The 25377-nt window shown below is 46.5% G+C and carries 22 protein-coding genes and 2 pseudogenes; 6 read left to right on the plus strand and 18 right to left on the minus strand.

Annotated features, from left to right (window positions below):
- The first annotated feature begins 545 nt into the window (after positions 1-545).
- Positions 546-1883 carry a GntP family permease gene (locus tag T472_RS07855; protein ID WP_023386400.1) on the plus strand — a complete coding sequence of 446 codons (1338 nt, stop codon included), beginning with the start codon at positions 546-548 and terminating at the stop codon, positions 1881-1883.
- Between the two features lie 565 nt (positions 1884-2448).
- On the opposite strand, the gene T472_RS07860 is transcribed toward T472_RS07855, so the two are convergent.
- Positions 2449-2877, minus strand: a complete 429-nt coding sequence (locus T472_RS07860) for a MarR family winged helix-turn-helix transcriptional regulator (protein ID WP_023386399.1) — start codon at positions 2875-2877, stop codon at positions 2449-2451.
- A gap of 212 nt (positions 2878-3089) precedes the next feature.
- Between T472_RS07860 and T472_RS07865 the strand changes: the two genes are divergently transcribed.
- The 5 genes and pseudogenes from T472_RS07865 (at position 3090) to T472_RS07880 (ending at position 7426) form a co-directional block, all read left to right on the plus strand.
- Positions 3090-4232, plus strand: a complete 1143-nt coding sequence (locus T472_RS07865; protein WP_023386398.1) for an acyl-CoA dehydrogenase family protein — start codon at positions 3090-3092, stop codon at positions 4230-4232.
- Between the two features lie 10 nt (positions 4233-4242).
- Positions 4243-5037, plus strand: a complete 795-nt coding sequence (locus T472_RS07870) for an electron transfer flavoprotein subunit beta/FixA family protein (protein WP_023386397.1) — start codon at positions 4243-4245, stop codon at positions 5035-5037.
- Between the two features lie 13 nt (positions 5038-5050).
- Positions 5051-6034 (plus strand): annotated as a pseudogene (locus T472_RS20270) (electron transfer flavoprotein subunit alpha/FixB family protein); the annotation flags it as partial.
- A gap of 90 nt (positions 6035-6124) precedes the next feature.
- A pseudogene (locus T472_RS20275) lies at positions 6125-6868 on the plus strand (enoyl-CoA hydratase-related protein); the annotation flags it as partial.
- 15 nt (positions 6869-6883) lie between these two features.
- Entirely contained in the window at positions 6884-7426 is a 543-nt protein-coding gene (locus tag T472_RS07880) for a nitroreductase family protein (RefSeq protein WP_023386395.1), read from the plus strand.
- Positions 7427-7520: 94 nt separating this feature from the next.
- Here the strand turns inward: T472_RS07880 and T472_RS07885 are convergent, their stop codons facing one another.
- From T472_RS07885 to lysA, 17 genes are all read right to left on the minus strand, one after another.
- Entirely contained in the window at positions 7521-9110 is a 1590-nt protein-coding gene (locus tag T472_RS07885; RefSeq protein WP_023386394.1) for an NAD(P)/FAD-dependent oxidoreductase, read from the minus strand.
- A 37-nt stretch (positions 9111-9147) separates the two neighbouring features.
- Positions 9148-10362 carry a CdaR family protein gene (locus T472_RS07890; protein WP_023386393.1) on the minus strand — a complete coding sequence of 405 codons (1215 nt, stop codon included), beginning with the start codon at positions 10360-10362 and terminating at the stop codon, positions 9148-9150.
- A complete protein-coding gene (gene cdaA, locus T472_RS07895; RefSeq protein ID WP_023386392.1) occupies positions 10332-11180 on the minus strand; it encodes a diadenylate cyclase CdaA in 849 nt (282 codons plus the stop codon). Before cdaA ends, T472_RS07890 begins: the two co-directional genes overlap by 31 nt.
- Positions 11181-11332: 152 nt before the next feature.
- The gene (trxA, locus tag T472_RS07900) at positions 11333-11647 is read right to left on the minus strand and encodes a thioredoxin (RefSeq protein ID WP_023386390.1); all 315 of its coding nucleotides are present in this window, start codon (positions 11645-11647) and stop codon (positions 11333-11335) included.
- A gap of 94 nt (positions 11648-11741) precedes the next feature.
- Positions 11742-12314 (minus strand): anti-sigma factor family protein, encoded by a 573-nt coding sequence (locus T472_RS07905; protein ID WP_023386389.1) that lies wholly within the window; start codon positions 12312-12314, stop codon positions 11742-11744.
- Between the two features lie 185 nt (positions 12315-12499).
- Positions 12500-12721, minus strand: coding sequence for a hypothetical protein (locus T472_RS07910; protein ID WP_040907098.1), 222 nt, complete (start codon positions 12719-12721; stop codon positions 12500-12502).
- Between the two features lie 152 nt (positions 12722-12873).
- Complete coding sequence (ptsP, locus tag T472_RS07915) at positions 12874-14490, minus strand: phosphoenolpyruvate--protein phosphotransferase (RefSeq protein WP_023386388.1); 1617 nt, start codon at positions 14488-14490, stop codon at positions 12874-12876.
- A 96-nt stretch (positions 14491-14586) separates the two neighbouring features.
- Positions 14587-15129, minus strand: a complete 543-nt coding sequence (locus T472_RS07920) for a citrate lyase holo-[acyl-carrier protein] synthase (protein ID WP_023386387.1) — start codon at positions 15127-15129, stop codon at positions 14587-14589.
- The gene (locus tag T472_RS07925) at positions 15105-16130 is read right to left on the minus strand and encodes a nucleotidyl transferase family protein (protein ID WP_023386386.1); all 1026 of its coding nucleotides are present in this window, start codon (positions 16128-16130) and stop codon (positions 15105-15107) included. The genes T472_RS07920 and T472_RS07925 overlap by 25 nt, the downstream gene beginning before the upstream one ends.
- 545 nt (positions 16131-16675) lie before the next feature.
- Entirely contained in the window at positions 16676-17233 is a 558-nt protein-coding gene (locus tag T472_RS07930) for a Fe-S-containing hydro-lyase (RefSeq protein ID WP_023386385.1), read from the minus strand.
- Complete coding sequence (locus T472_RS07935) at positions 17233-18075, minus strand: fumarate hydratase (RefSeq protein ID WP_023386384.1); 843 nt, start codon at positions 18073-18075, stop codon at positions 17233-17235. The genes T472_RS07930 and T472_RS07935 overlap by 1 nt, the downstream gene beginning before the upstream one ends.
- A 98-nt stretch (positions 18076-18173) precedes the next feature.
- Positions 18174-19415, minus strand: a complete 1242-nt coding sequence (locus tag T472_RS07940; protein WP_023386383.1) for a methylaspartate ammonia-lyase — start codon at positions 19413-19415, stop codon at positions 18174-18176.
- Positions 19412-20875 carry a methylaspartate mutase subunit E gene (locus tag T472_RS07945; protein WP_023386382.1) on the minus strand — a complete coding sequence of 488 codons (1464 nt, stop codon included), beginning with the start codon at positions 20873-20875 and terminating at the stop codon, positions 19412-19414. Before T472_RS07945 ends, T472_RS07940 begins: the two co-directional genes overlap by 4 nt.
- 9 nt (positions 20876-20884) lie before the next feature.
- Positions 20885-22267 carry a methylaspartate mutase accessory protein GlmL gene (glmL, locus tag T472_RS07950; protein WP_023386381.1) on the minus strand — a complete coding sequence of 461 codons (1383 nt, stop codon included), beginning with the start codon at positions 22265-22267 and terminating at the stop codon, positions 20885-20887.
- Position 22268: 1 nt separating this feature from the next.
- Positions 22269-22700 carry a methylaspartate mutase subunit S gene (glmS, locus tag T472_RS07955; protein ID WP_023386380.1) on the minus strand — a complete coding sequence of 144 codons (432 nt, stop codon included), beginning with the start codon at positions 22698-22700 and terminating at the stop codon, positions 22269-22271.
- An 18-nt stretch (positions 22701-22718) separates the two neighbouring features.
- Positions 22719-23681, minus strand: coding sequence for a GntR family transcriptional regulator (locus T472_RS07960; protein WP_023386379.1), 963 nt, complete (start codon positions 23679-23681; stop codon positions 22719-22721).
- Between the two features lie 272 nt (positions 23682-23953).
- The gene (gene lysA / locus T472_RS07965; RefSeq protein WP_023386378.1) at positions 23954-25201 is read right to left on the minus strand and encodes a diaminopimelate decarboxylase; all 1248 of its coding nucleotides are present in this window, start codon (positions 25199-25201) and stop codon (positions 23954-23956) included.
- Positions 25202-25377: the final 176 nt, after the last annotated feature.

Here is a 25377-nt window from a genome sequence, read left to right on the forward strand (position 1 = left end):
TGTTTTTTTACAAATAATCTAGTAATCCCAATGGTTTGCGGGCAATTTTATGGTGCGAAGTTTGAGTTAGTCAGATTTATCAAAGCTTTGTTACCCAAATTGAACATTGCTGTTTCACTCACTTATTGAAAGTTTAGAAGCAGCCCTCGTTTTTTTACTAGAAGCAAATTTGAGTAGCATCAAAACTATTGGATGACTACTGTTTGCTGAAGTATCTCGAACAGGTACATCATACGTATAATAAAGAACACTCTAAATGTTCGAACCTGCCGCAATTTTATCAAGATATTGACTTAAAACGAATGAACAGCTATCGCGCATTTAGTGGCGGCCTTATGTAGTGGCAAAATTGTATTCATAACTGGTGAGTCATTGTGATCAAGAAACCCGTGATCGACCATCCTTAAAATCAACTTTGGTTACCTACATGTTCTTAGCTCATTACTATGTGGTAAGTTTCCACAAGAGATCAATAACACACCTTTTCTTTACAGAAGTGACTTATATCGGACAATCAAATAACCAAAAAAAGGAGTATTAAGAATATGCTTTTATCTTACTTAGGACTTGTTTTAGGACTAGGATCGATGCTTTATCTTACCGTTCAGAAACGCTGGTTCATCCTTATGGCTGCATGGGTGGCTACTGTAGTAATCGCAATATTTAATGGAGCATATACACCAACTGCAATGTGGGCTTTCTTCACGCAATTCGGTAGTGGAATGGGAGTTGCTGCGAATTATCTTATGATTATGCCACTTGGAGCTCTATTCGGACGAGTCATGCAGGTTTCAGGATTTGCTGAATCGATAGCAATAAAGTTTTCGAATGCATTCGGTCCAAAATATGCTGGCATCGGACTTTTTGTTGTAACTGCACTTCTAACATGGGGCGGTATCAGTGTTGTTGTAGCAATATTCACAATTTATCCAATAGTTATGGCAATTGGTAAAAAGCTAGATTTACCAAGACCCTATCTTCTTGGCACCTATATTGCTGGATCCTGTACATTTACTACAGGAATGATACCAGGTGTACCTTCCGCTCACAATCTGATTCCTACAACCTTTCTAGGAACTACAGCAACTGCTGGTGCTTTTCAGGGTATAGTTGCATCATTGATTACAGTTGTTTTAAGCGTCCTTTGGCTCCTATATGATTTGAAGCGTATCCGGGAGAAGGGATTGCACTTTACACCGAATCCAAACGATAAGATAGAAAATTTTGAATCAATAATTGATAAAAAGCTGCCACCTTGGCAAATTGCAGTAATTCCACTCGTGATTTGCATCCTTTCGGTATTATTGTTCAACCATATCGTAAATGCTTTTGCTCTTGTAAGTATAGGTATCTCGATTGCCGTTATTCTCACCTGGATATATTCCAGAAAAACATACCCAGAATCAATGAGGGATACGATATCCATTGGTTTTACAAACGGATTTACTGGATTGCTGAGTTTTGTAGCAATCGTGGGATTAGGCAAAGCTATGGCAAACACCATTGCCTATAAAGATGTAATTGCACGTGTTATTAACCTAGACATGAACCCCTACGTTCTTGTTGCAGTTGGTGTCTCAATCATATGTTTAGTGACTGGTTCCTCATCAGGAGGACTTACCTTGGCTATGCAAGGCCTTTCAGAGAAGTTTCTACAATTATCCGGTGCTGGTGCGAATCTTGGTGCAATACATCGTATAGCTGCTACAGCCGGAGTCGGTTTTGATGCAATGCCTTGGAACCTTGGTGTCTGTCTCTTCCTAAGTATATTTAACCTTAGTTATAAAGAGGGTTATTCTTACTTTGTGAAATACGCAATAGTTATTCCTGTCATATCACTAATTGCTATTACTGCGCTTTCATATGTCGGTATTGGTGTGTAATACCAAACGCACTCCAATTGCATTCTACATGAAGTACTCATTGGTTAATCCTGCCAAATAGATTGATTTTTATGTGATCCTTAGAGGTTTAAGCCATGTAATAACTGGGTTTAAATCTCTCTTTTATTTAAGTGTTAGAGCCTTTCACGACTGATAATCAATCCACATCAAATTAGTTTATTTGCTCAATCACAATAAGTCTTAACTTAATCGATAGAGAAGCCAAAATCTTATAAGAAACTTCAAGGAAAGGCGATATTGCCTGCAATTTGGTGAAAACAATGTGTTTGTACTATATGAATTTCCAATGATGTGTTACTCAATTCAGATCAGTCATATTATGGAAACTTATATATAGTTACATTCAATATTTAATATATATAATTCCCCATTTATGTACCGCCGCTTTATACTTCAAATTACTCAAAATGATTACATTAGTGTACTTACTTATTACAAACAAAAGTAAAAAATCTGAGCCGTCTAGCTCAGATTTTATTAGATTATGTTTCTATACTCGATTCAAAGTAATACACATTTGGTAACCATGTCATTTTTAGGCCGTCTATTCATGGCTTTCAAGATGATTGGAAATACGTGTCAAGTATTTTTTAAACTGGACCTGTTCATGGGGTGAAAGGCATGATAGCGTTTCAATATTGCTCTGTTCTATCACCTCAAGAATGTCCGGAACTATCATCTCTCCTGATTTTGTAATGCAGATGTCAACTTGACGCCGATCCTCGGTACTATGCTGACGCTCCAGGAGATTTTTCTTCTCCATACGTGTAAGAATACCTGTCATGGTAGAGGCATCCATTTTGCACAGTTGCGAAAGGCCTGACGGAGTCAGTCTGCCCTGTGACTTGAGAAAATATAGAACCATATATTGTGCTGGTGTCACATCAAATTGCTTTAGCATCTCCTTAAAATAGAGATTCACAGAATTCTGCGCATCGGTGAGTAGAAAATTGATACATTGGGTTGGATCCATTTGGTTACCTCATTATTTAGTCATATTTATTTTATCAATTATACTCCATTTTATTTGCAAGATTAAAATATGTCAACAAATAGTACGTATACAAAATATTAACTTATAAATAATTTGATAAATAATTATTTATCTTCAAATATCTATTGTGCTCAAATAATTCATGCGCTATAGTGTACACATCAGATAAACCTAACAGGAGTGAAAAGCTTATGGATTTTATGTTGTCACCATCCCACCAGTTACTCAAAGACCTTTATCATGATTTTACAGAAACGAAAATCAAACCGCTATCGCATGAAATGGATGAAGCTGAGATGCTTTCCATGGGATTGCTGAATGAGATGCAGAAAAGCGGTTTTTTTGGAATACCATTCTCAGAAAAATACGGAGGAGCCGGAGCAGACTACCTTGCATATGCGCTTTGCATGGAAGAAGTTTCAAAGGCAGACGCCAGCTGTGGAATTACAATCTCTGTTCACACCTCACTATGTTGTGGCAGTATAAACGAATTTGGAACCGAAGCACAGAAACAGGAGTTTCTCCGACCTTTGGTTAATGGCAGCAAATTCGGTTGCTACTCACTGACTGAGCCTAATGCAGGTTCTGATGCTGCTGGGATCCAGACGTTTGCCCAACGCATTGGAGACGAATACGTGCTGAACGGCACCAAGGTATTTACGACTAACTCCGGTTTCGCTGATACTTTTGTAGTGTTTGCCTATACTGACAAAGCAATGGGAATCGAAGGGATGTCTGCCTTTATTCTGGATTCCAAAACTGAAGGAATACATGTCAGCGCAAATATACCCCGCATGGGCATTCGTGCGTCCTCGAACTGTGAAGTTGTATACGAAAATGTGCGCATACCTGCTTCAAATTTACTGGGTAAGGAAGGAAAAGGATTTGATATCGCAATGGCAGCACTTGATGGCGGACGTATCGGTATCGGTGCCCAGGCCGTTGGGATTGCTCAAGGAGCACTGAACGAAGTCATTAAGTATGTGAAAGAACGCAAACAGTTCGGCAAAGCGATCGGCTCGTTCCAAAACACCAAGTTTAAAATCGCTGAAATGCAAACGAAAATAGATGCTGCCAGACTCATGGTTTGGAGGGCAGCTTTGGAAAAAGATGCTCATAAGGATTACACTACATATGCTGCGATGTGTAAGTTATTTGCATCCGATGTAGCAAACGAAGTGACACGTGACTGCGTGCAACTTTTCGGAGGTTATGGTTATTGCCGTGAATACCCGGTGGAGCGAATGATGCGTGATGCCAAAATCACTGAGATTTACGAAGGTACTTCTGAAGTTATGAAGATGGTCATTTCCAGTAATATTAAGGTTCGTTGAGGTGAAGTTAATGAAAATCATTGTCTGTATAAAGCAAGTACCTGATACTAGTGAGGTAGAAATTGATCCTGTTACAAATACCCTGGTCAGAGTCGGTATCCCAGTAATTATGAATCCAGATGATAAAGCAGGAATTGAATTGGCACTCACCATTCGTGATGCCGTTGAAGGTTGTACAGTATCTGTTATTACGATGGGGCCTCCACATGCAGATATGGTCCTGTTAGAAGCTCTGGCAATGGGGTGTGACGAGGCTTATCACCTCAGCGGCAGAGAGTTCGGCGGCTCTGATACATTGGCGACATCTTCAGCATTGGCAGCTGCGCTTAAGAAAATCGGTTATGATGTCATTGTTACAGGGCGTCAGGCTATTGATGGTGATACAGCACAGGTTGGCCCTCAGATTGCAGAGCATCTGGAAATTCCACAAGTCAGTTATGTTGAGAAGATTGAATATGAATATGAAAATACCTTTTTGGTGAACCGCCGTTATGAGGATAGGATTCACAAGCTCAGAATCAATACACCTTGCCTTTTTACCGCAATTGCGCAAGCTTCTGAACCCAGATTCATGACAGTCTCAGGTGTAATCAATGCCAGCAAGAAGACAATCACCAAGATGGGGTTTAGCGACCTAGCTGACGTATTAGATATTGCCACAGTCGGATTAAAGGGTTCACCAACAAATGTTGTACGCTCTTTTACCAAAGAACCTAAGGGTCAAGGGCTGTTGTTGGATGGATTAACCGCTGATCAGGCTGTAAGCGCCATCATGTCACGATTGCACGAAAGTCATATAATATGAGGAGAATCAAATCATGAGCAAGAATGTATATGTGGTTATTGAGCAGCGAGATGGCAGAGTCCAGAACATAGGATATGAACTGTTAGGAGAAGCATCCTCGTTAGCATTTGACTTGAAACAAGAAGTTGTAGCAGTACTAATCGGCGGCGTTGGAATCAGTAAGATTGCACAGGAACTTATCTATTGGGGTGCAAACCATGTAATTGTAGCAGAGGATTCCCGACTTCAGGAATATTCCACTCTTCCCTATTCAAGGGTGTTGACACAGATTATACTGACAGACGAGCCTGAGATTGTTCTTTTTGGAGCTTCATCCATTGGACGTGATCTTGCACCTCGAGTATCGGCAAGGTTGAAAACTGGTTTGACAGCAGACTGCACAGGTCTTAGCATTAATTTGGACAATCAGCTTCTGATGATGACAAGGCCTGCCTTTGGAGGCAATCTGATGGCTACAATCTGCTGTAAGCATCACAAGCCTCAAATGGCTACAGTACGTACTGGTGTCATGCAGCCAATTGAAAGAGATGACAATAGAACAGGCACTATTCGTTCCATAGAAATTGCCTTCCAGAGAAAAGACTTTGCTGTTGAGCTTGTTGAAGTGATACCGAATGATAACATATCTGCAGATATTACAAAAGCAAAGTATCTGGTCGGTGGTGGTCGAGGCGTTGGTGGACCTGAAGGATTTAAAATTGTACGAGAACTGGCTAATACCCTAAATGGAGAAGTTGCTGCCTCAAGAGCAGCTGTGGAATCAGGATGGATTGGAAATGACCACCAAGTCGGTCAGACAGGAAAAACAGTTCGTCCCGATTTGTATATTGCCTGTGGTATTTCAGGTGCCATTCAGCATCTGACTGGCATGGAAAACTCCGGAACGATAATCGCAATCAATAAAAATGCCAGTGCGCCGATTTTCAATGTAGCAGATCTTGGAATTGTAGGAGACCTGCATGTTATTCTACCTAAGCTTAATGATGCTCTAAAGGAAGCGAAAACCTCTGAAGGAATTTATCACTCACCTAAAGAAGCGAATGATTTTGTAAGCATGCGCAACATCATGTTCCATATCGAAAACAATATCGCATATATGACAGTAAACAGACCTAATGCCCTAAACGCACTTAACCAGGACACTCTGATTGAGATTGGAGCTGTGGCCGACATACTAGCACATGATAAATCAGTGAAGGTCGTGATTGTCCGTGGAACTGGTGATCGTGCATTTGTTGCAGGCGCTGATATCGCAGCCATGCAGGAAATGAATGAGGTTGAAGCTCGAAGGATTTCTGAATTGGCTCAAACTGTATTCAGCAAATTAAAAAATCTACCGCAAATAGTAATAGCTGCAATCAATGGATTTACATTGGGGGGAGGAAACGAACTCGCTATGGCTTGTGATATCCGCGTTGCAACCTCACGTTCCAAATTCGGTCAACCAGAAACAAATCTGGGTCTGATACCTGGATTTACGGGCACACAGCGACTTCCACGTCTAGTAGGCGAGAGTTCAGCAAAAATGATGATTTTCACATCAGAAATGATTAGTGCCGATGAAGCTTTGCGTATCGGATTAGTGAATAAAGTTGTGGCGCCTGAAGCTCTGATGCGTACAGTTCTGAGCTTAGCGATGCAGATTACCAGCAAGAGCATGTTCGCTGTTCAGCAAGCAAAAAAATGCATTAATGATGGTTGTGCTGTAGATTTTGAACGAGGTCTGCAGATAGAACAAGATTCCTGGACTAAATGTTTTACCGCTGAAGGCGAAGGTCGTGAGGGCATGACCGCTTTTGTGGAAAAACGGAAACCAAATTTTATGACTTAATAGTTGGAGGTTAAAATGGAATTTACGAAATGTGTTAGCGGAAGAAGAAGTATTCGTATATATAAGAAAAATACAGTAGACCGTGAGATTCTGGAGAAAATTGTTGCTACTGCAATCTTTTCCCCTTCCTGGAAAAACTGTCAGGCTATTCGGTATACTGTCATTGATAATTTAGATTTAAAGAATCAAATCGCTGATCAATGTATTTTGGGATTTGCTCCGAACCAAAATGTTATTAAAAGTGCACCAGTATTGGTTATCCAAACTATCATTGCATCACGTTCCGGCTTCGAAAGGGATGGTTCTTACTCAACTGTCAAAGGTGATGGTTGGGAGATGTTCGACGCAGGAATATCAGCACAGACATTCTGTCTTTCAGCGTACAATGAAGGTCTTGGCACCTTGATTATGGGACTTTTCGACGAATCCAGGCTAATCGAGCTGGTCAACATTCCCGAAGGTCAGAAGGTAATATCATTGATTGCACTAGGGTACCCGGACGAAACACCCACAATGCCAAAACGAAAAGATGTTAGCCAAATTCTAACTTTTGTGTGACTCAAATCCAATTAAATAAGCTTGCGCAATAAAAATAAAGGAGCTGATGCAACTCGTATTTTGAGATGCATCAGCTCCTTCAATTTTACACAAGCTATCTCACTGGTTTGTACCTCTTCATTATGCTTTCAGCTGCCTTAATGCCGTCAACTGCAGCTGAAACTATGCCGCCCGCATAGCCTGCACCTTCCCCTGCAAGGTAAAGGCCTTCGCAGGATATGCTCTGAAGCTCATGGCTTCTTATGATCCTTACAGGTGCTGAGGTCCTTGTCTCCACTCCAGTGAGCACAGCGCCGTTTTCAGCGAAGCCCCTGACCTTTACGTTGAAGTCGGTTAGAGCCTCCCTCAGTCCCCTTGTAACCGGGGCCGGGAGGATGCCCCCAATGTCAGCGAAGCTCACAGAAGGCACATATGTGGGTGTCACCGCACCAAGGGCTGCTGAGACCTTCCCCTCTATGAAGTCTGTAACAAGCTGCACTGGTGCGGTATAATTTCCGCCGCCTGCCCTGAAGGCTTTCTCCTCTATCATCCTCTGGAACCTTATACCGTCAAGAGGATGGCTTCCGTAGTCGTCAGGAGTTACAGAAACAACAATTGCGGAATTGGCATTCCTGCCATCCCTCGCATGGTAGCTCATGCCATTCACAACCAGCCTTCCATCCTCGCTGGCAGCGGGTACCACGAAGCCGCCGGGGCACATGCAGAAGCTGTAGGCCCCCCTGCCGTCAGAAAGCTTCCTTGTCAGCTTGTATTCTGAAGCCCTGAGCCTTTCATGGCCTGCCCATTTCCCATACTGGTTACTGTCTATGAGTTCCTGCAGGTTCTCCACCCTGGCACCCACTGCCATGGACTTGGCTTCCATCTCTATCCCCTTATTGAACAGCATCTCATAGGTATCCCTGGCGCTGTGTCCTATGGCAAGGACAAGCGCCTCTACCGGCAAATCCTTTCCTGATACCCTTGCTGACCTGACTCTTCCGCCTTCCATACCGATATCTTCAAGCTTCTGCCTGAAGGTTATCTCCCCACCGAGGGACTCGATCTTCTTCCTCATGTTCCTTACCACATTCTTAAGGATATCTGTGCCCACATGCGGCTTTGACAGGTATGCTATCTCAGCAGGCGCGCCTGCTTCGATCAGTTCCGAAAGGACTTCCTTCACCCTCTGGTCCTTTATCCTCGTGGTAAGCTTTCCGTCAGAGAATGCACCGGCTCCGCCTTCACCGAACTGGATGTTGGATTCAGTGTCCAGCGGTCCCCCTGCCATGAATTCATCCACAGCCGCAGTCCTCTTGTCCACATCATCTCCACGCTCACATACAGACGGCTCGTATCCGTGCTTTGCAAGGGTCAGTGCGCAGAATATCCCGGCAGGCCCGAATCCCACTATAACCGGTCTTTCATCAAGGACCTCCGTCCCGTAGACTGCAGGAACCCTTGTTTCCTCGACATAAAGTGAAGCATCCCTGTTCCTTGCCCTCTGCAGCACCCTCTCATCATCATCTGTCTCAACCATGACACTGTAGGAAAGCCTGACCTCGCTTCCCCTTGCATCAATGGATTCCTTGAGTATCCGAAATGACAAGATATCCTGAGGTGACAGCCTCAGGGCCTTTGCCGCCTTTGACCTTAACGCCTCCCATGGCTCATCCAGGGAAAGCCCGATTGAATTGATCCTGATCATATTTCCTCCACAGAAAAAGCCCTCACGGGCTTCTTCTTCAGTTTTCTGCTATTCTTATCGTAACACTCACATTTTCAGGGTCGATCTTCTCAAGTACGATACCCTGCGGGAGCTTCACCTTTGGAACAAGCTCATGCCCCCCCTCTTCAAGACCTGCAAGGTCAAGCTCTGCGAACAGGCTTCCCTCTGTAATGGCATCAAGCGCGCTCTGCGGTCCCCTCAAGGATAAGTTTATGCTTTCCGGCGTTACTTCGGCCTCGAGGCCTTCGCCCAGGTTGATCGTCCTTACCTCTGCCTTGAGGTCCTTTGTTCCCTGAACCTCAACAACCGCTGTAACCTCAACACCTGATTCTCCATCCACCACATAGATGCCATCCGGAACTGAAATTGGTACAATGAAGCTTCCGCTTGCTGTTATCCCCCTAAGGTTTATCTTATCGGTGTCAATCCTTGCTATTGTCCCAAGAAGGTCAGAAGGCCCTGCTATGACAATTGACTGCTTGACAGGAGTTAGGGATATGAGGCTTAATCCTTCGCTTATGGTACCTGTTGTTACAGGATTAAGGGTTACGCTCTTTGTCTCGTACACTTTTGCTGAAAACTGCACAGACCTTGGAGTCGCCTCCACATACTGGACAATGCTTCCACCTTCATCCACAGGGATAAGGTCAACAGGCAGATTAAGCTCTTCTGTCAGGCCTTCGCTGGTTCCCCTGACTATCATCTTCATTACCTTCTCAACGTACTCAGAAGGGCCCTTGATCTTTACCGTCGAAGGATTGACCGATGACGGTGCAGCAAAGTAGCCTCCAGCTGCCTTGACAATGTACTCGCTGCTTACCTGGACTTCCTTCTCAACCAGGTCATCGAGCCGGATAGTTGCCTTAAGGCCCCTGCTCTTGGTTATGTCCACATTTTGCGGATAAAGTGTAATATCTATGGGAAGCTCATTGATTCCCTTGACAAGGTCATATCCGCCCATGTCCACCTCCACCCTGAAGTCAGTGGGAAGCGCCCGGTATACTGTAGATGCAGGTCCTGTGATCGACAGGTTTACTGTTACTGTCTGTCCCGGCACGAGCACAAGTGACTGGTCAGCGAGACTTTCCGTATTAACGAGCCTGACACCAACATTGTTTATCCTGACTGTCTTGGTGGGATTCTCAACGTTAGTCAGATATATCCAGAGGGCGAATGACATGATGAGGGAAATCACTTTGATCAGGATGTCGTTTTCTTTGTTCTTAGCCATTCCCTGACCCTCCCTCTTATCGATTCGTCCTTTCCTTCCTCCTTCTTCAATATCTTGGTGAGTATGGCCTGAAGCCTCTCCCTGTCGTAGTTCCTTACAAGCTTTCCATTGACCGCGAGACTTATGGTCCCTGTTTCCTCAGACACTACCAGCACCACTGCATCAGATACCTCACTTAGGCCTATTGCAGCCCTGTGCCTTGTCCCCAGCTTCTTGCTGATCTCCTGGCTTCCTGTAAGCGGCAGCACACATCCTGAGGCCAGTATCCTGTTCATCCTTATGATCGTGGCTCCGTCATGGAGCGGAGTATTGGGTACGAATATGTTCTCCAGAAGGCTTGCAGAAACAACTGCATCGACTATTGTGCCAGAGCCGAGTATCTCACCTAGGCCTGTGGTCCTTTCGATGACTATGAGCGCTCCTGTCTTCGATTCTGACATGTTGTCCACAGCAGTGGTGATTTCCCTGATTACCTTCTCAATGGATTCATCCTGCCTGGGGACTCCCCTTTCCGTGAAGGTTGACCTTCCGATATGCTCGAGTACCCTCCTTATTTCAGGCTGGAATATTATGATTATCGACAGTACGCCGATTGTAATGGTCTTCGAGATAATGGTGTATACCATGGTAAGGTTAAGTATGAAGCTGACGGGTATCAGGAGAAGTATGAGAAGGATGCCCTTAAGCAGCTGCTCAGCCCTGGTCTCCTTGATTATCTTATATGCCCTATATATCAGGTAGGCAACCACAAGGATGTCTATTGCCGATGTAACATTGATGTTCTTTACAGTATTAAGTATCACATTCAGATTTTCCAAGCTGCCACCTCCCCGGTAAAAAAGTATACAAATAAATTATACATTATTTGATTCCCGTTTGCTCCATTTTGGAAGAAAGTTAAGGCAATGATTAGAAAATTAAGGTAAAAAAACAAGCTGCGCATCTTACGCAGCCTGTTAGATTCCATATCCTATCTGTTCCTTGTTATGAATCCCTCAAGGTCTGACTTTGGCCTGAAGCCTATCATCTGGTCCACAAGGTCTCCGTTTCTGAAGGCAAGGAGCGTCGGTATGCTTCCGACCCTATACCTTGAAGCCAGCTGCGGGTTGTTGTCAACATTGACCTTAAGGAACTTCACATCGTCGTTCTCCCTGTCAAGCTCTTCAAAAAGAGGTGCCAGCATCTTGCAGGGCCCGCACCACGGTGCCCAGAAATCAACAAGAACCAGGTCCTCTGTGCTTGAAAGCTCATCAGCGAATTCTACATGGCTTACATCATTTATCATCATACTACCTCCGGATTTTTCTCATGTCATCATTATACATGACTTGATAACTTTGTGAACCCCAAAGATTTTTCCAAAGTACCATCACTTTCCCTCAGGAGCCCTCTACATCAACGATTAGAATATTTCCGCCCCTTGACCCCACTGTAAAGTCGAGCCTGAACTCACGGTTACCCAGAAGCTCCCCAGAAGTCCTGAATATGGCAGCACCTGTCACACCCTGGTAATCACGGAATTCCCTGAACATAATACCAGTGATCCTTGAGACTGGCTCGCCTTCCGTAAGCATTAGAAACTTGTCATAAGCCTCAGGAGTCATATGACCGCTTATTGTCTCGAGACTCCCGCCCTTCCATCGGACTATGAAATCGCTTAGGAAATCCTGCCTTGATGATACGAGCTCCCTTCTCGACATGCCTGTCATTACAAGTGGTACCGTAACCAGTAGCAGGAATGCCGCAATGATAAGCAATGTCCTGGTGTTCTTCGACAATCCCGGACTTTTCCTGCCGTTTTCAAGGAGTCCCGACATCATTTCCTCGCGGGATAAATACTCCCTGCAGGACGGGCAGGCTTCGGTGTGCTTAAGCACAGCCTCTTTTTCGGTCTTGCTGAGGTCCGCTCCCCTGTATGCAGTTATTTGCTGTCTGGCTGACACGCAATCCACAAGATCACCTCAAAATCATTCATCATTATGATGATAAGTCATATTTAGACAACATTCAACAAACGGCGCGAATTTTGTCAGGCCATAAAACATAAAAAATAGACACTGCAATCCTAAAATCGCACCGCCTTCATAAAACGTTTTCATAATATGCGTGGAACCGATCGAGTCGGTTCACTGTCAGCCTAGTTAATGTCAAGCCATTTCAACGCGTCAGCCTTCATGATCATGTCAATGGATTCTCCCGGGCAGTGACTTCTTTCGCCACCCTTTCTTACAAGCACATACCTGTTGTTCTTTGTCCTCATGAGAATCTCTTCATATCCGCAAGGATCACCGAAGGTTCCTGACGTCACCTTTTTAATAAGTGTCGCGTTGTCAAGGTTTGGTATCTTCTTTTCCGCCATAGTTCATCCCTCCTTTCAATCATAGCGATGCCCCTATTATACCATCAACATCAAAAAAACGAAAGCACCTTATATTGCAGCACTTGTAAACGTATACTACATGTATATGGAAAAGAGGTTTCTGCTATGAGAAACCTCCCTTCAAAGTCATACTATTCTTCGTTCATTATGAGCTGCTTGGCCCTCAGTATTGACGATGCGGACATCGAGAATTCATCAAGTCCGTACCTTACGAGCGTTGATATTGCAGTTTCATCCCCTGCCATCTCGCCGCACATTCCACACCACTTGCCCTGTGAATGAGCGCCGTCTATTGTCATCTTAATGAGCCTCAGCACTGCCGGATGCATCGGGTCGTAGAGGTAGGAGACCTTTTCGCTCATCCTGTCAGCTGCAAGAGTGTACTGTATGAGGTCGTTAGTTCCTATAGAGAAGAAATCAACATACTTTGCCAGTTCATCAGCCATTACAGCAGCGGCAGGTATCTCGATCATTATTCCCCACTCAACGTTTTCGCTGTATTCCTTGCCTTCAGCCTTGAGCTCGGCCTTGCATTCATCAACTATCTTCTTGGAATCAAGGAATTCGTCAAGTGACGAGATCATCGGGAACATTACCTTGAGGTTTCCGAATACGGATGCCCTAAGGAGCGCCCTGAGCTGTATCTTGAATATGTCGGTCCTGTCCAGGCATAGCCTTATTGCCCTGTAGCCAAGGAAAGGATTCATCTCCTCAGGCATCACGAGGTAAGGAAGCTTCTTGTCACCACCGATGTCAAGTGTCCTTATGACAACAGGCTTCTCTCCCATTTTCTCAAGGACGAACTTGTAGGACTCATACTGTTCATCCTCTGTCGGCATCTCTTCACGGTCCATATAGAGGAACTCAGTCCTGAAAAGACCTATTCCGTCTCCGCCGTTCTCGATAACCTTCAGGACATCCTCAGGCTTTCCAATGTTTCCTGCAACCTCTACCCTCTTTCCTGATTTGGTCCTGGTCTTGATATCCCTGAGCTTCATCAGCTCCTCTTTTTCCTTCTCGAATACAAGCTTGAGAGCCTTGTATTTCTCGATAGTCGCATCATCCGGATCTATTATGACAGTTCCTTCTATTCCGTCCACTATCAGCAGGTCTCCAGACCTGACAGCCTCGGTGATGTCTCCAAGCCCGACTACTGCAGGGATTTCAAGAGTCCTTGCCATAATTGCGCTGTGGGAGGTCTTTCCCCCGATGTTGGTAAGGAAGGCTGTAACCTTTGTCCTGTCAAGCTGAGCCGTATCGGATGGTGTGAGGTCATGTGCAATGACTATGGTATCAGGCTCGTCTATCTCAATCGTCTCATCGATTCCCGCCAGATTGTTCATGAGCCTCTTTGCTACGTCCTTGATGTCCGCTGCCCTCTCCCTCATGTACTCGTCTTCCATTGATTCGAATATGGCCACATATCCTGAAGTAACGTCATGTGTTGCCTTAAGTGAGTTTATGGAGTTGTTTTCGATTTCGCTTTCTATGGCTCCGATGAATTCAGGGTCATCAAACAGCATCAGATGGGCATCGAATACCTGTGCCTTCTCCTCGCCCAGATCAATAAGAGCTTTCTCCTTTATCTTGTGCAGCTGGTGCTTCGATTTGTCACAAGCTCTCCTAAGGATTTCCTTTTCAAGCGGTATGTCGCTAACTCTGGAATCACTGATTTTAAGCTCCACATGTTTCTTGATGTATGCTTTGCCGATTGCGTACCCCTTTGATGCGGCAATTCCTGTCTTCATCGATATTCCTCCTAATATTTTTCTGTTGTTGTATTGCATGGATTGAAAATCCAATCCATTTTACCATAAAAGCATATTGTTTGATACTGTGCCGTTTCAGCTGTTTCCCGTAAGATACCTGTCGATCTCCTGCCTTATGTAAGAGGCGACATCAGCATCCTTGTGCCTCTTCTCAGTGCTGCATCTGGAACGCTCAGAACCACAAATACAGCATTCCCTTGGAGCATATCCCATCTCAAGCCTTGATATCGGAAATTCCTCCTGACACTCATAGATGTCAATATCCGCGAAACGTCCAAGAGGATGACTCTCTTCAGTGAAAACAGCATTCTCCTTGTAGATGTGGGCATCACCCCTGACAACGAAAAGTATTTCCCGGGTAACCCCGGACTCGTAGGTCTCTTCAAATAGCAGCCTGCTTCCTAAAGTCCTCTTAAATGCCTTCTCAAGCTCTGAAAGGATGACCCCTTCCTCCGGGCTTCCCTTCATGGAAACTGGCAGGTCAGCCCTGAGTGCCACCACAGGCATCTGAAACATTTCATTCAGGCTTTCGATCCTTTTATCCTTGACCTTCCTGATGTAGATTAGTGGCGAGGCTGAACCTTCCATGACCTTCATGCTTCTCTTTTCATTTTCCAAATTAGCTCTTTCCCTTCTTCGCTCTCCAGGTATTTGACCGTATTCTCAGGTATCATCCCATAGGCTTCCACGATCCTGTCCTCAGTGAGGAACTTCCTCACCACCGACGCGCTGACGGGAACGCCGTTTAGCTCCAGCCTTTCTACAGTCCTTGATTCCAATGAGCTTTTTTTCATAAGTTCCCTGAGTTTGCTGTTGTAGACTTCAGTGACTTCATCCGTAGGCTCGGATCCGAAGAATCTGACATCTATTTCCAGGTCTCTGGCTATCTTGTCTATGAAAAGGCCACCGTCCAATCCGGTATAGACATCCAGCATTTCATCACGCTTCTTGATGAAGTACGTCGGGAAAGTCGCCTTTGATATGATGTAGGGTCCTCCCATGAGGACATGGACATTTGGAAATTCCTTGAGCTCGTTCTTTACTATCCTGTACCTGTCCTCGAATGGGAACAGCGAACTGTCCTCCTGGACCACGAATACAAGCAGGTCGGAAACCTCTTTTGATGCGGTCTCGACAAGATACCTGTGACCGTTCGTCATAGGGTTGCAGTTCATGACCACGGCGCCTCTTTTGCCTTCCTTTTTCGGAATCTTCTTCTGGATCCTTGAAATCCAGTTGGAATAGCTTCCGAAACCACCCTCCATGAGGCACGCCCTCTCGGTGTTGTACACAAGTACCATACCCAGAGCCGCAAATATCAGGATGTTCTCAGGAGTTGTGAACGCAAAGTAGGATACATATCCCTTATCAGAAAGATACTGCACAAGCCCGTTGAAGATAAGGCGTGCAAGCCCTTCATGCTGATGGTCAGCATGCACGAAGAAATACTTCAGCGTATTGCCCTCCGCCGATCCGGTCGCCACTATGGCACCTTCGTGCCTTACAACCATCGTAAGGTCGCACCTTGAGTAGACCACATCGAAAGACTTCAGGAAATCGCTGACTTCCTCAAATTCAGTTTTGTCATTGATGTTGACTTCTTCTGCGAAATAAATCATTTTCACCACCAGATTTGCAGCAGTTTGATCGGAAATGAGTTCAGCCCTTTCCAACTAAAAAAGCAGGAATACGGACTTCATCCCTCTAATTATATCACAGCAGCCGTACAATGTTGCAAAAAGGAAATGTAACTAAACTGCTAACACTGCAAATTTTCAAAGCCTGCAAATGAAACATAGAAACCACTCCATGAATTTAAGTAATGCCAATCATCAGGATACCTTGTCCCAGATAAATGTCAATTCATCTGACTCATGCACAACAGACAATCAGGATATCATCGCCCTAAAATTATCACATAATCATAATTAAGTATATCGTAATTAAGTATATTATGATTTACTTAATCAGTCACATGTTACCGCGCTATCCTCATGGATGCCAACTGCATTTAGTTCTTCATAAATTCAAAAGTGCTGGCTATCATCCACCAGCACCCTCATCCTATTCCATACAATTATCCTTCAATGCCACTTTACTCTGAGCAAAACCGCCTTGAATCCAGAAATTTCTATTAACGTGAAAATTTAAGTTCCATCAGTTCCTATTCCAGAGACTTGAGGTAAGCAGCCCTTCCGGTCTCATAAAGGTCTTCGCCCCTAGAATCTATTATTACAGTAGCTGGGAAATCAACGACCTCGAACTCCCTTATTGCTTCGGGTCCCAGTTCCTCGTAGGCTATGACCCTTGAAGCTGCTATGGTCTTCTTGATAAGTGCTCCAGCTCCTCCAATGGCAGCAAAGTACACTGCACCATGCTCCCTTATCTTGGCCTTTACCTCTTCGTTCCTCTCGCCCTTCCCTATCATACCGAGAAGGCCAAGGTCAAGAAGCCTTGGAGTGTAGGCATCCATCCTGAGGCTTGTGGTTGGTCCTGCTGAGCCTACAGGCTCGCCTGGCCGTTCCGGTGTCGGTCCCACATAGTATATCGCAGCCCCTTTGATGTCAAACGGAAGCTCTCCGCCATTGTCAAGAAGCTCAATCATCTTCTTGTGAGCAGCATCCCTTGCGGCATACAGCTTTCCTGATATCAGGACATTGTCTCCGGGCTTCAGGCTTTCAAGCGACTCCCTTGTGAATGGGGCAGTAATCCTTATGTCCATTACAGGATCACCTCCTTGTGCCTTGTGGCATGGCAGTTTATGTTCACAGCCACCGGAAGCCCTGCTATATGGGTCGGGAAGGTCTCGATAGCTACCTTAAGCGCCGTTGTCCTTCCTCCGAAGCCCTGTGGGCCTATACCGAGGCTGTTAATCTTCTCAAGGAGCTCGTTCTCCAGGTCACAGTAGAAAGGTTCAGGATTGCACTCATCAAGGCTCCTCATGAGGGCTTTCTTTGCAATATAGGTCACCTTATCGAATGAACCGCCAATTCCGACACCGACAACCAGCGGAGGGCATGCATTAGGACCTGCCAGCTCGACTGTCTCGATGACGAAGTCCTTGACACCCTGAAGCCCGTCAGATGGCTTCAGCATCTTTAACCTCGACATGTTCTCAGAGCCAAAGCCCTTTGGAGCCACCATGATCCTTAGCCTGTCTCCAGGTACTATGCTGTAGTGTATTATCCCAGGTGTGTTGTCACCTGTGTTCTTTCTCGCAAGAGGGTCCCCTACAACTGATTTCCTGAGAAGTCCGTCCTTGTAGCCTTCCCTTATGCCCTGGTTTATGGCGTCATCGAGGCCTCCGCCTGCTATATGGACCTCCTGACCTATCTCCACGAATACCACCGCCATTCCCGTATCCTGGCACATGGGCACATTCTCGGTATCCGCAATCTCAGCATTTTCTATTATCCTGCCCAAAGTGTCAGTTGCAAGCAGCCACTTCTCATTCTCCTTGCTCTTCCTAAGTGCATCAGCGACATCCTTTGGCAGATGGTAGTTAGCTTCCATTACAAGCCTTCTGACCTCAGACGTGACCAGACCGGCATCAATTTCCTTCATAAGGCACCTCCTGATTTCTCCCATGATTATACTATAACGCTTCCTGTTTTTACACAGGACAGAGTAAAGCCGGCTGCAAAATCTGCAGCCGGCTTGAACTATCTTCTTCTTCCAGCCAGGGCAAGAACCCTGTTCATCTCGTTGTTGACTATCATATAGCCCTCGTCGAAGCCCATGCCGGGCTTAGCCAGAGTCTGCCTTGCACCGCAGGCCATGGCTATGTTCACGCATATTTCAGCGCTCCTGTTGGTCTCGTTGCAGGTGCCTCCCAGATATGCTCCTATACCCTTTTCCTTGCAGTAGAGGATCGCCTTGATGGAGTTGTTTACGCCGCCAAGGTCGGGAGTCTTCACCTGAATCATGTGCCCCGCACGGTTATCAGCGAAATAGATAACATCCTCATAGGTATTGCACCATTCATCAGCTACCAGCTCCACGTTTATGCCACGCTGGTCAAGGAGCGCGGTGAGGTCCCTTAAGGCCTCCATCTGTTCCTTCCTGCCGCCTCTGTCCATCGGACCTTCGATCCTGAGCTTGAATGGGCTTGCAGCCTCCTCAAGGGTCTTCAGGTAGTCAGCCATCTTATCCATATCCTGGTTGAAGAGCATCCCTATCGTGCCATAGACATCAATGTGGAATATGGGGCTGTACTCTTCCTCCTCCCTGTGCAGGAGAACCCTGTCCCTCAGCCACTCTATGTAGGCCTTTAGTATTTCACCATGCCTTCCGAGCTTCTCGTCAATGTTGTTTATTAGTGCATGGGGCATGACGTCAGCACCCTTGATTATCATCTTATCGGCATTGGTGTATCTGTCGTCTCCGCTCTGGGCAAATATGGGTATCCTTCTCAGCTCGACGCCAGTGGAATATTCTTCCTTTACCACCTCTGCCATTGTGATCCTTCTGCTCCTTGAGGCAGCATCAAGAAGCGCCTGGGTGACACCGTACCTTACAGCGGTATGGAGTCTCTTCCCATCGATCTCAATGGAGTCTATCTCGTCCGCAAGCTCCCTGAATGATGAGGCATCCCTGTGCAGCAGCCTTTCCCTAACCTGGCCTTCAATTATGGGTATGAAGTCCTGTGCGATGAACAACGGGTCCCTTCCGCCGGCCCCTGAATACTGGACCGCAGCGCAGTCTCCGTAGGCAACCTCACCATTTTCTAGTATCAGCATCACTGATATGCTTTCCCCCGGGACCCTTATGCTTCTGAATCCATCTGTTGCAGGATCCCCTGTATATATGAACCCATCATGTCCGGCTCCGCTGACAATAGCCTTCTGGTCATCGAAATAGAATCCGGTCTTTCCTTCTGAACATATTAAGTCTGCGATCCTCATTTTTCTCCATCCTCCGGTCTTCCTATCAGCATTCCCTTACCCACTGCAAATATGTCATCCACAGTCATCTGGAATCCGACCTTCCTGTGTTCATAGTTTCCCCTCTCCTCAAGCTTCGCCTTGTTGAAGTCCAGAAGCTCCTTGGTGAGAGGAACGTTCCCGGCATTCAGGTACCTGACTGCCCCTGTATTGTCCCTTGCAGGCATCATCTTGCCATAATTGTACTTTGATGGCGCAAACGGTACATCTATAAGGCCGAGCCTGAAGCCTTCCACGGTCCCTCTAGCAAGGTCACCCTTCCCCACTTCGAGTACCTTCTCTATCATGCAGGCAGTCTCAGCCTTTATGATCGTAATCTCATCAGCAAGCTCCGTGCTCATGGGCATCCTCTGCCCCTTCAGCATGTTGAGGGTCATCTTCGTATCCCTTATCCCCTGTGCGTTTGCTTCCTTGGTGGGTATTCCGAGAGCCTCATGGGGAGTCTTTACTATGACCTTGGTCGCACCGGCAAGCGCAGCAGCAGTTGAACCCAGTGATATGACTCCGAATGCCTTGGCTTCATCCTCCGGGAATCCACCCATCCATTGATGGAACACAGTCGTGACGTACACCCCTTCATACCCGAACCTCTTCAGGTACTCATCGGTCTGGCTCTCCAGTGCCCTTATTGCAGCTATGTCCTGAAGAAGGTTACCACACTGGCCATAGCCTACTGTGATGTTCTTCACTCCCTGCTCCGCAGCGAGAAGAGCCTCGATGACCGCCACCGCATTTGATGTTGATGGTGGTACCAGCGTCCCTGTAAGGGGTCCGAAGGGTTCCCTGTTGAGCTCAATCCCTCTCTCCTCGTAGTACCCGACAAGCCTGTCGCAATACTGCCAGTCAGTTATGGTCTTCTCCATTGAAACGCTCTTGGCATAGGGTATGTTGTAGCTTATGCCGCCGCCTTCGTTCGAGGTCCAGCCCGAAGCATGGATTATCTCGGAAAGGAGCCTCGCATCCGGAGTACCATGCCTTGCCTGAAGCGGCACGTGGATTGCCTCGAACACCCTCCTGCAGCCTGCCACTCCGTGGTTCACCGCAGGGAATCCATTAAGCATGGACCTTCCGAGCCTTATGGATTCCTCGATACCCACCTGGCATTCAGCATATCTGTTCTGCCTGGTATAGGAATCTATGGTTGATGGCAGAAGGTCAGCTCCCCCTTCCTTCTCAAGATGCAGGAGAAGCTCTATGTGGTCTTCGATAAGGGCGACTCCGGCCCTTGGCTGAGCCAGTGTTACCCCTTCTTCTTTGGCTTTCCTCAGCTTTTTAGCCACGTTCTTTTCGTCAGGCACCTTTTTGAGGTATTCCACAGCCTCATCCAGGTCCACATCTTTTCCGGTCGGCCAGTGCGTCAGCACATCCGACCTTATACCCATGAATTCTTCCTCTGTAAGTTTCCTGTTCCTTAGATTCATATCCCACTCCTAACAGCTGACCATATATTTCTTCAGCATCCTTAACGCTTTTTCACTGTCTATCATTGCAAGCAGGCCCATGGCTGACAGGATGTATTCCCTGTCATAGAGGAATTTGGGATGCCTCGGTTTGAGCGAATCAGGGTCATCCATCGTAAATACCGAAGATTTGAGGATCTCTCCTGGATTCCTGCTGTATACGATGATCCCTCCGGTCCCGATGACATAGGGAAGTTCTGAAAGGTCCTTCCCCTCCTGGGCGAACATCATCCCAAGAGGCGAATATATGGCGGTGACCGTTCCCGCATGTCTCTTCATTGACATGTCGCAGCATATCCTGGCCATTCCCTCGTCAAACAGGATATCAGACTCTTCAACCGATACGAAGGCCGTATTGTCATGCCGCCTTGAAAATTCCTTTTCAAAGTCGTACTTCCCCTCGTCAAGATATTTCCTGACAAGCCTTCTTCCAGCGGCTTCGTAAAGCGACATGGCAGAATATCTCATCCCCAGGTCACCCTCAACCGTCCTTTTTGACATAGGCTCCTCAAGTCCGCGCAAAATAACAGAGGGCTTGCTCGGCGCCCCTTCGGCAATGGTGTGGACGTCTGTCGTCGCACCGCCAATGTCGATTATCGCAAGGTCGCCTATACCCTCCATATCCCTGGTACCCATGGAAAGGACCTCCGCTGCCTTTAGGACCGCAGCCGGAGTCGGCATCAGTATGCCGCTTATCATGCCTTCCATTCCTGACATCCCCTTGGCCTTCACTATCCTCTTCATGAAGATGGTCCTGATGGTCTCCCTGGCAGGAAGAACATTGATGTCGTTAAGGCTCGGCATGACATTTTCCGTTATATGGTAATCTATGGCATCTTCAAAGATATCCCTTATCTCATCCACCGCGCTCTTGTTGCCTGCTACAACAACCGGTACATCTATTTCAAACTCCCTGATCATCTTCGCGTTATGGAGGATGACCTCAGAATTTCCACCGTTGGTGCCGCCAGCAAGCAGTATCATGTCAGCATTGGACCCTTTGATCTCCCGCATCTCGTCCTTGTTGAGCCTGAAGCTGTAGACCCTTGTGACCCTGGCACCTGCGCCGAGTGCCGCCCTCTTGGCAGCTTCAGCCGTAAGCTCAGGCACCAGCCCTATGGCGATTATCTTCAGTCCTCCGGCCGCAGATGAGCATGCAAGCCTCTTTATGTAGTTAAGCTCCCCTGTCTTACCCTCAAGTTCCTTCATCGCATTGAGATAGCCTTCCCGGACATCTGTCTCAACCGTGGTATATGCCTTTCCGGTTGCAATCACCTCGTCGGCATTCGCATCAACAGCAGTGAGCTTTGTGTATGTGCTTCCAAAATCGATGAAGAGATACGCATCCCTCATGCTATGCCCCTATCGCTTCTTCTGTAACTCCCAGGTCCTCCCTGAGGTCATGGATAGCTGTATCGACAGTCGTTCCGGGAGGATATACCCTGTCGAAGCCCATGGCCTCAAACCTTGCCTTTACCTCGCTGAAGTCCTGCTTTCCAACCACTATGTTCCCTCCGACATACAGGAGGATATCCTTAAGGCCTGCCTCGTCGCATTTCTCCCTCATTCCCCTGCAGTCGATCTCGCCATGGCCATAAAGCGATGACACCATGATAACCTGCGCGTCCGTTTCGATTGCAGCATTGATGAAATCCTCCTGAGGTGAAAGGACACCAATGTTGACAACATTGAACCCTGCCTCCGTAAGGGAATAATCAAGGATCTTGTTACCGACTGCATGACAGTCAGAGCCTATTACTCCAAGTACTATTGTCTTCTTTTCCATTTCAATCGCTCCTTCTGCCTACATCAGGCTCTGTTCTGTAAGTCTGCTCTTCAGGGCCTTTACCGAGCCCTCATCCAGGTTATACTGGAACTCTATGATTTCCTTGCCATCTGCGTTGTATTTTTCAATGTCCTTCATCCTGCCCGGAGATACTATGAGAACCTCATTCTCTTCCACTAGCCTCTTAACCTCTTCCTCGTCCCTGGTGTTTGAAAATTCTATGGAGAGGTACCCGAGTCCTGCAGACTCAAGGGCCTGCCTGGTCTTCTGCATGAACTGGTCAGATATGCAGAGGAATCCGAATCTCATGCTGTCCGGGTATCTCGCTATCCTGACTATGGTCTCGAGGTCAGGATTTATAGCTATCCCAAGGACTTCCTTCCCGAAATCTCCAACAAGCTCCACCACTTCCCTTACATGGTTGAAGGTGGCTATCACCACGCTCGCTTCCCGGAGTTTCCTTGCAGTATCTTCGTCCATGGACTCCAGGTCTGAGATAGTAAGTGGCTGACATGGGATCCTTGTAAGCTCCGTGAGCTCCTTCGCGAAGAATTTCGCCTGCTCGATGTTGCACTCCAGGAACACTGACCTCGCTCCGGACAATCCGCTTGCCCTTACCCTGATCCTGTCCTCAAGCATACCTGAAAGGCTCTTGTCGTCTACACCCAGGGCGGCAGCCTCATCTATCGCCTGGTCAAGCAGCCTGTGAAGGTTCAAGTACCTGTCCCTTCCATATCCTGCGGCATCATCGGACACGAAGGTCCCCTTGCCCTGCCTGGATGTCAGAAGGCCTGAAGCCTCAAGCTCCCTGTATGCCGAGCTGACGGTATTCCTGCTAACACCAAGCTCCAGTGAAAGGTCCCTTTCAGCCGGCATCCTGTAGCCTGCTTCAAGCTCCCTCTTCCTTATCAGCTCGGAAACCTGGTCGTATAGCTGCTTATAAAGCGGTTTGCCATTGTTCTTGTTCAGGGTAATGTCCAAATCATTCACCTATTTCCTGACAGTCTTCGTCTCTATTCACCATAATATTAACACATTGGACGCATGTTGCAAGTGTTTTTTAGTCCATTAGAGTCCAATTTCATAATATCTACCTGTTATTCTGTGAATATTATGAGTCCATTAGAGTCCAATTTGATCATTTTTGAATATTAGGAAAAGGCATCCTTCATAATGTAATCGTATTTATTGAAAAACAAAGAAAAAGCTGCAGGAAATGAAATTTCCTGCAGCCATATATTCATGCGCTATTTTTACAAATTTAACATATTTATAAGCAAACTCTCATAATTATCCATCTTTCTTATGAGCTTCACTGACCCGTCTGCCTTGATAAGGACCTCGGCAGGCTTAAGCCTGTTGTTGTAGTTTGAGCTCATTGAGAATCCATAGGCTCCTGCATCCATCACTCCAAGGGTATCACCGGTCTTGATCTCCGGCAGAAGCCTTCCCTTTGCCATGATGTCCCCTGATTCACAGATATTTCCGACAACAGTCTGCTCGAACACCTCACCCAGGGCCCTTCCGTCATTGGGATATACCTCAATGTCGTGATGGCTGTCATACATCATCGGCCTTGCCAGTACGTTGAAGCCAAGGTCAGTACCTACATAGGTTGTACCTGCATTATCCTTTACTGCATGGACAGTTCCAAGCAGTATGGAAGATTCAGCCACGACATACCTGCCAGGCTCTATCTTGAACAGAGGAGTCTCGCCGGTCTCTGCCATCCATGCCTTCAGCACCTCTGTGAATTCATCCTTTAATGACGCTATGTCTAGAGGCTCCTGTCCGCTTTGCTTCTTGTAGGGTATTCCGAAGCCGCCGCCGAAGTCAATTATCTTCAGTCCCTTGAAGCTCTTTGCAATCTCAAGCAGATTCTTTACCGCAGCTATGAACGGGTCCTTCTCCATATAGAGAGAGCCTATGTGCTGGTTGATTCCTATGAGGGTGGTCTTGTTCCTGGCAAGGATCTCCTTGACCTTGTCAATGTCATCCATGGAAACGCCGAACTTGGTCTTCTTTCCGCCGGTCACTACCTTCTCGCTGTGTCCTGCTCCGACACCCGGATTGAACCTGATGGCAACTTCAAGGCCGTCAGCGATCCTTCCGAACTGGTCAAGCTGGTCAAGTGAGTCAACACTCACTATAATCCCCCTGTCCAGTGCAAACTTCATCTCTTCAGAGCTTACATTGTTTGCCACATAGAATATCTTCTCATGCTCAAAACCTGCAGCCTCGAGTGCAAGTATCTCCCCTGGCGACATGGCATCAGCGTAGAGTCCCTCCTCGTGGATGATCCGAAGAAGGCTGACATTCGAATTTGCCTTGACTGAATAGTTGGACTGGAAGTTCGGAAGGTCAGCAAGGTTCTTCATGTCCCTTGCCTTCTGCCTGAGGATCTCCTCACTGTATACGTAAAGGGGGCTTCCGAACTTAGCCAGAAGCTCCTTAGGGTCATTCCCCTTATAAAAACCTGTTGTCTGTGAATAATATGCCATATTCTACCTCCTGGCCACGATACCCGACTACAGGGCGTAAAGCCCCTGTTCCCGTTGAAACTTAATGTATTTGATTTTATCATGATTTTTTCCGCATGAAAAGCATATTGGATATTTTCAGGAAAAAAATCAGTAAATATGCACACAAAGTGATTAGCTGATTTTTCCCGCTGCCA

It is taken from the genome of Youngiibacter fragilis 232.1, assembly GCF_000495435.3.
Lineage (GTDB): Bacteria > Bacillota > Clostridia > Clostridiales > Clostridiaceae > Youngiibacter > Youngiibacter fragilis.

Bases quoted from the DNA above. Each gene is read 5' to 3' on its own strand.
- glmL (WP_023386381.1), bottom strand. From the start codon at position 22,267: ATGAGGGATGCGTATCTCTTCATCGATTTTGGAAGCACATACACAAAG.
- T472_RS07930 (WP_023386385.1), bottom strand. From the start codon at position 17,233: ATGGACATAAGGATTACTGCCCCATTCACAAGGGAGTCGCTTGAAAGC.
- T472_RS07935 (WP_023386384.1), bottom strand. From the start codon at position 18,075: ATGAAGGAAATTGATGCCGGTCTGGTCACGTCTGAGGTCAGAAGGCTT.
- T472_RS07940 (WP_023386383.1), bottom strand. From the start codon at position 19,415: ATGAGGATCGCAGACTTAATATGTTCAGAAGGAAAGACCGGATTCTAT.
- T472_RS07880 (WP_023386395.1), top strand. From the start codon at position 6,884: ATGGAATTTACGAAATGTGTTAGCGGAAGAAGAAGTATTCGTATATAT.
- T472_RS07910 (WP_040907098.1), bottom strand. From the start codon at position 12,721: ATGGCGGAAAAGAAGATACCAAACCTTGACAACGCGACACTTATTAAA.
- lysA (WP_023386378.1), bottom strand. From the start codon at position 25,201: ATGGCATATTATTCACAGACAACAGGTTTTTATAAGGGGAATGACCCT.
- T472_RS07945 (WP_023386382.1), bottom strand. From the start codon at position 20,875: ATGAATCTAAGGAACAGGAAACTTACAGAGGAAGAATTCATGGGTATA.
- T472_RS07890 (WP_023386393.1), bottom strand. From the start codon at position 10,362: ATGGCTAAGAACAAAGAAAACGACATCCTGATCAAAGTGATTTCCCTC.
- T472_RS07885 (WP_023386394.1), bottom strand. From the start codon at position 9,110: ATGATCAGGATCAATTCAATCGGGCTTTCCCTGGATGAGCCATGGGAG.
- ptsP (WP_023386388.1), bottom strand. From the start codon at position 14,490: ATGAAGACAGGAATTGCCGCATCAAAGGGGTACGCAATCGGCAAAGCA.
- T472_RS07870 (WP_023386397.1), top strand. From the start codon at position 4,243: ATGAAAATCATTGTCTGTATAAAGCAAGTACCTGATACTAGTGAGGTA.
- T472_RS07925 (WP_023386386.1), bottom strand. From the start codon at position 16,130: ATGATTTATTTCGCAGAAGAAGTCAACATCAATGACAAAACTGAATTT.
- trxA (WP_023386390.1), bottom strand. From the start codon at position 11,647: ATGATAAATGATGTAAGCCATGTAGAATTCGCTGATGAGCTTTCAAGC.
- T472_RS07860 (WP_023386399.1), bottom strand. From the start codon at position 2,877: ATGGATCCAACCCAATGTATCAATTTTCTACTCACCGATGCGCAGAAT.
- glmS (WP_023386380.1), bottom strand. From the start codon at position 22,700: ATGGAAAAGAAGACAATAGTACTTGGAGTAATAGGCTCTGACTGTCAT.
- T472_RS07855 (WP_023386400.1), top strand. From the start codon at position 546: ATGCTTTTATCTTACTTAGGACTTGTTTTAGGACTAGGATCGATGCTT.
- T472_RS07865 (WP_023386398.1), top strand. From the start codon at position 3,090: ATGGATTTTATGTTGTCACCATCCCACCAGTTACTCAAAGACCTTTAT.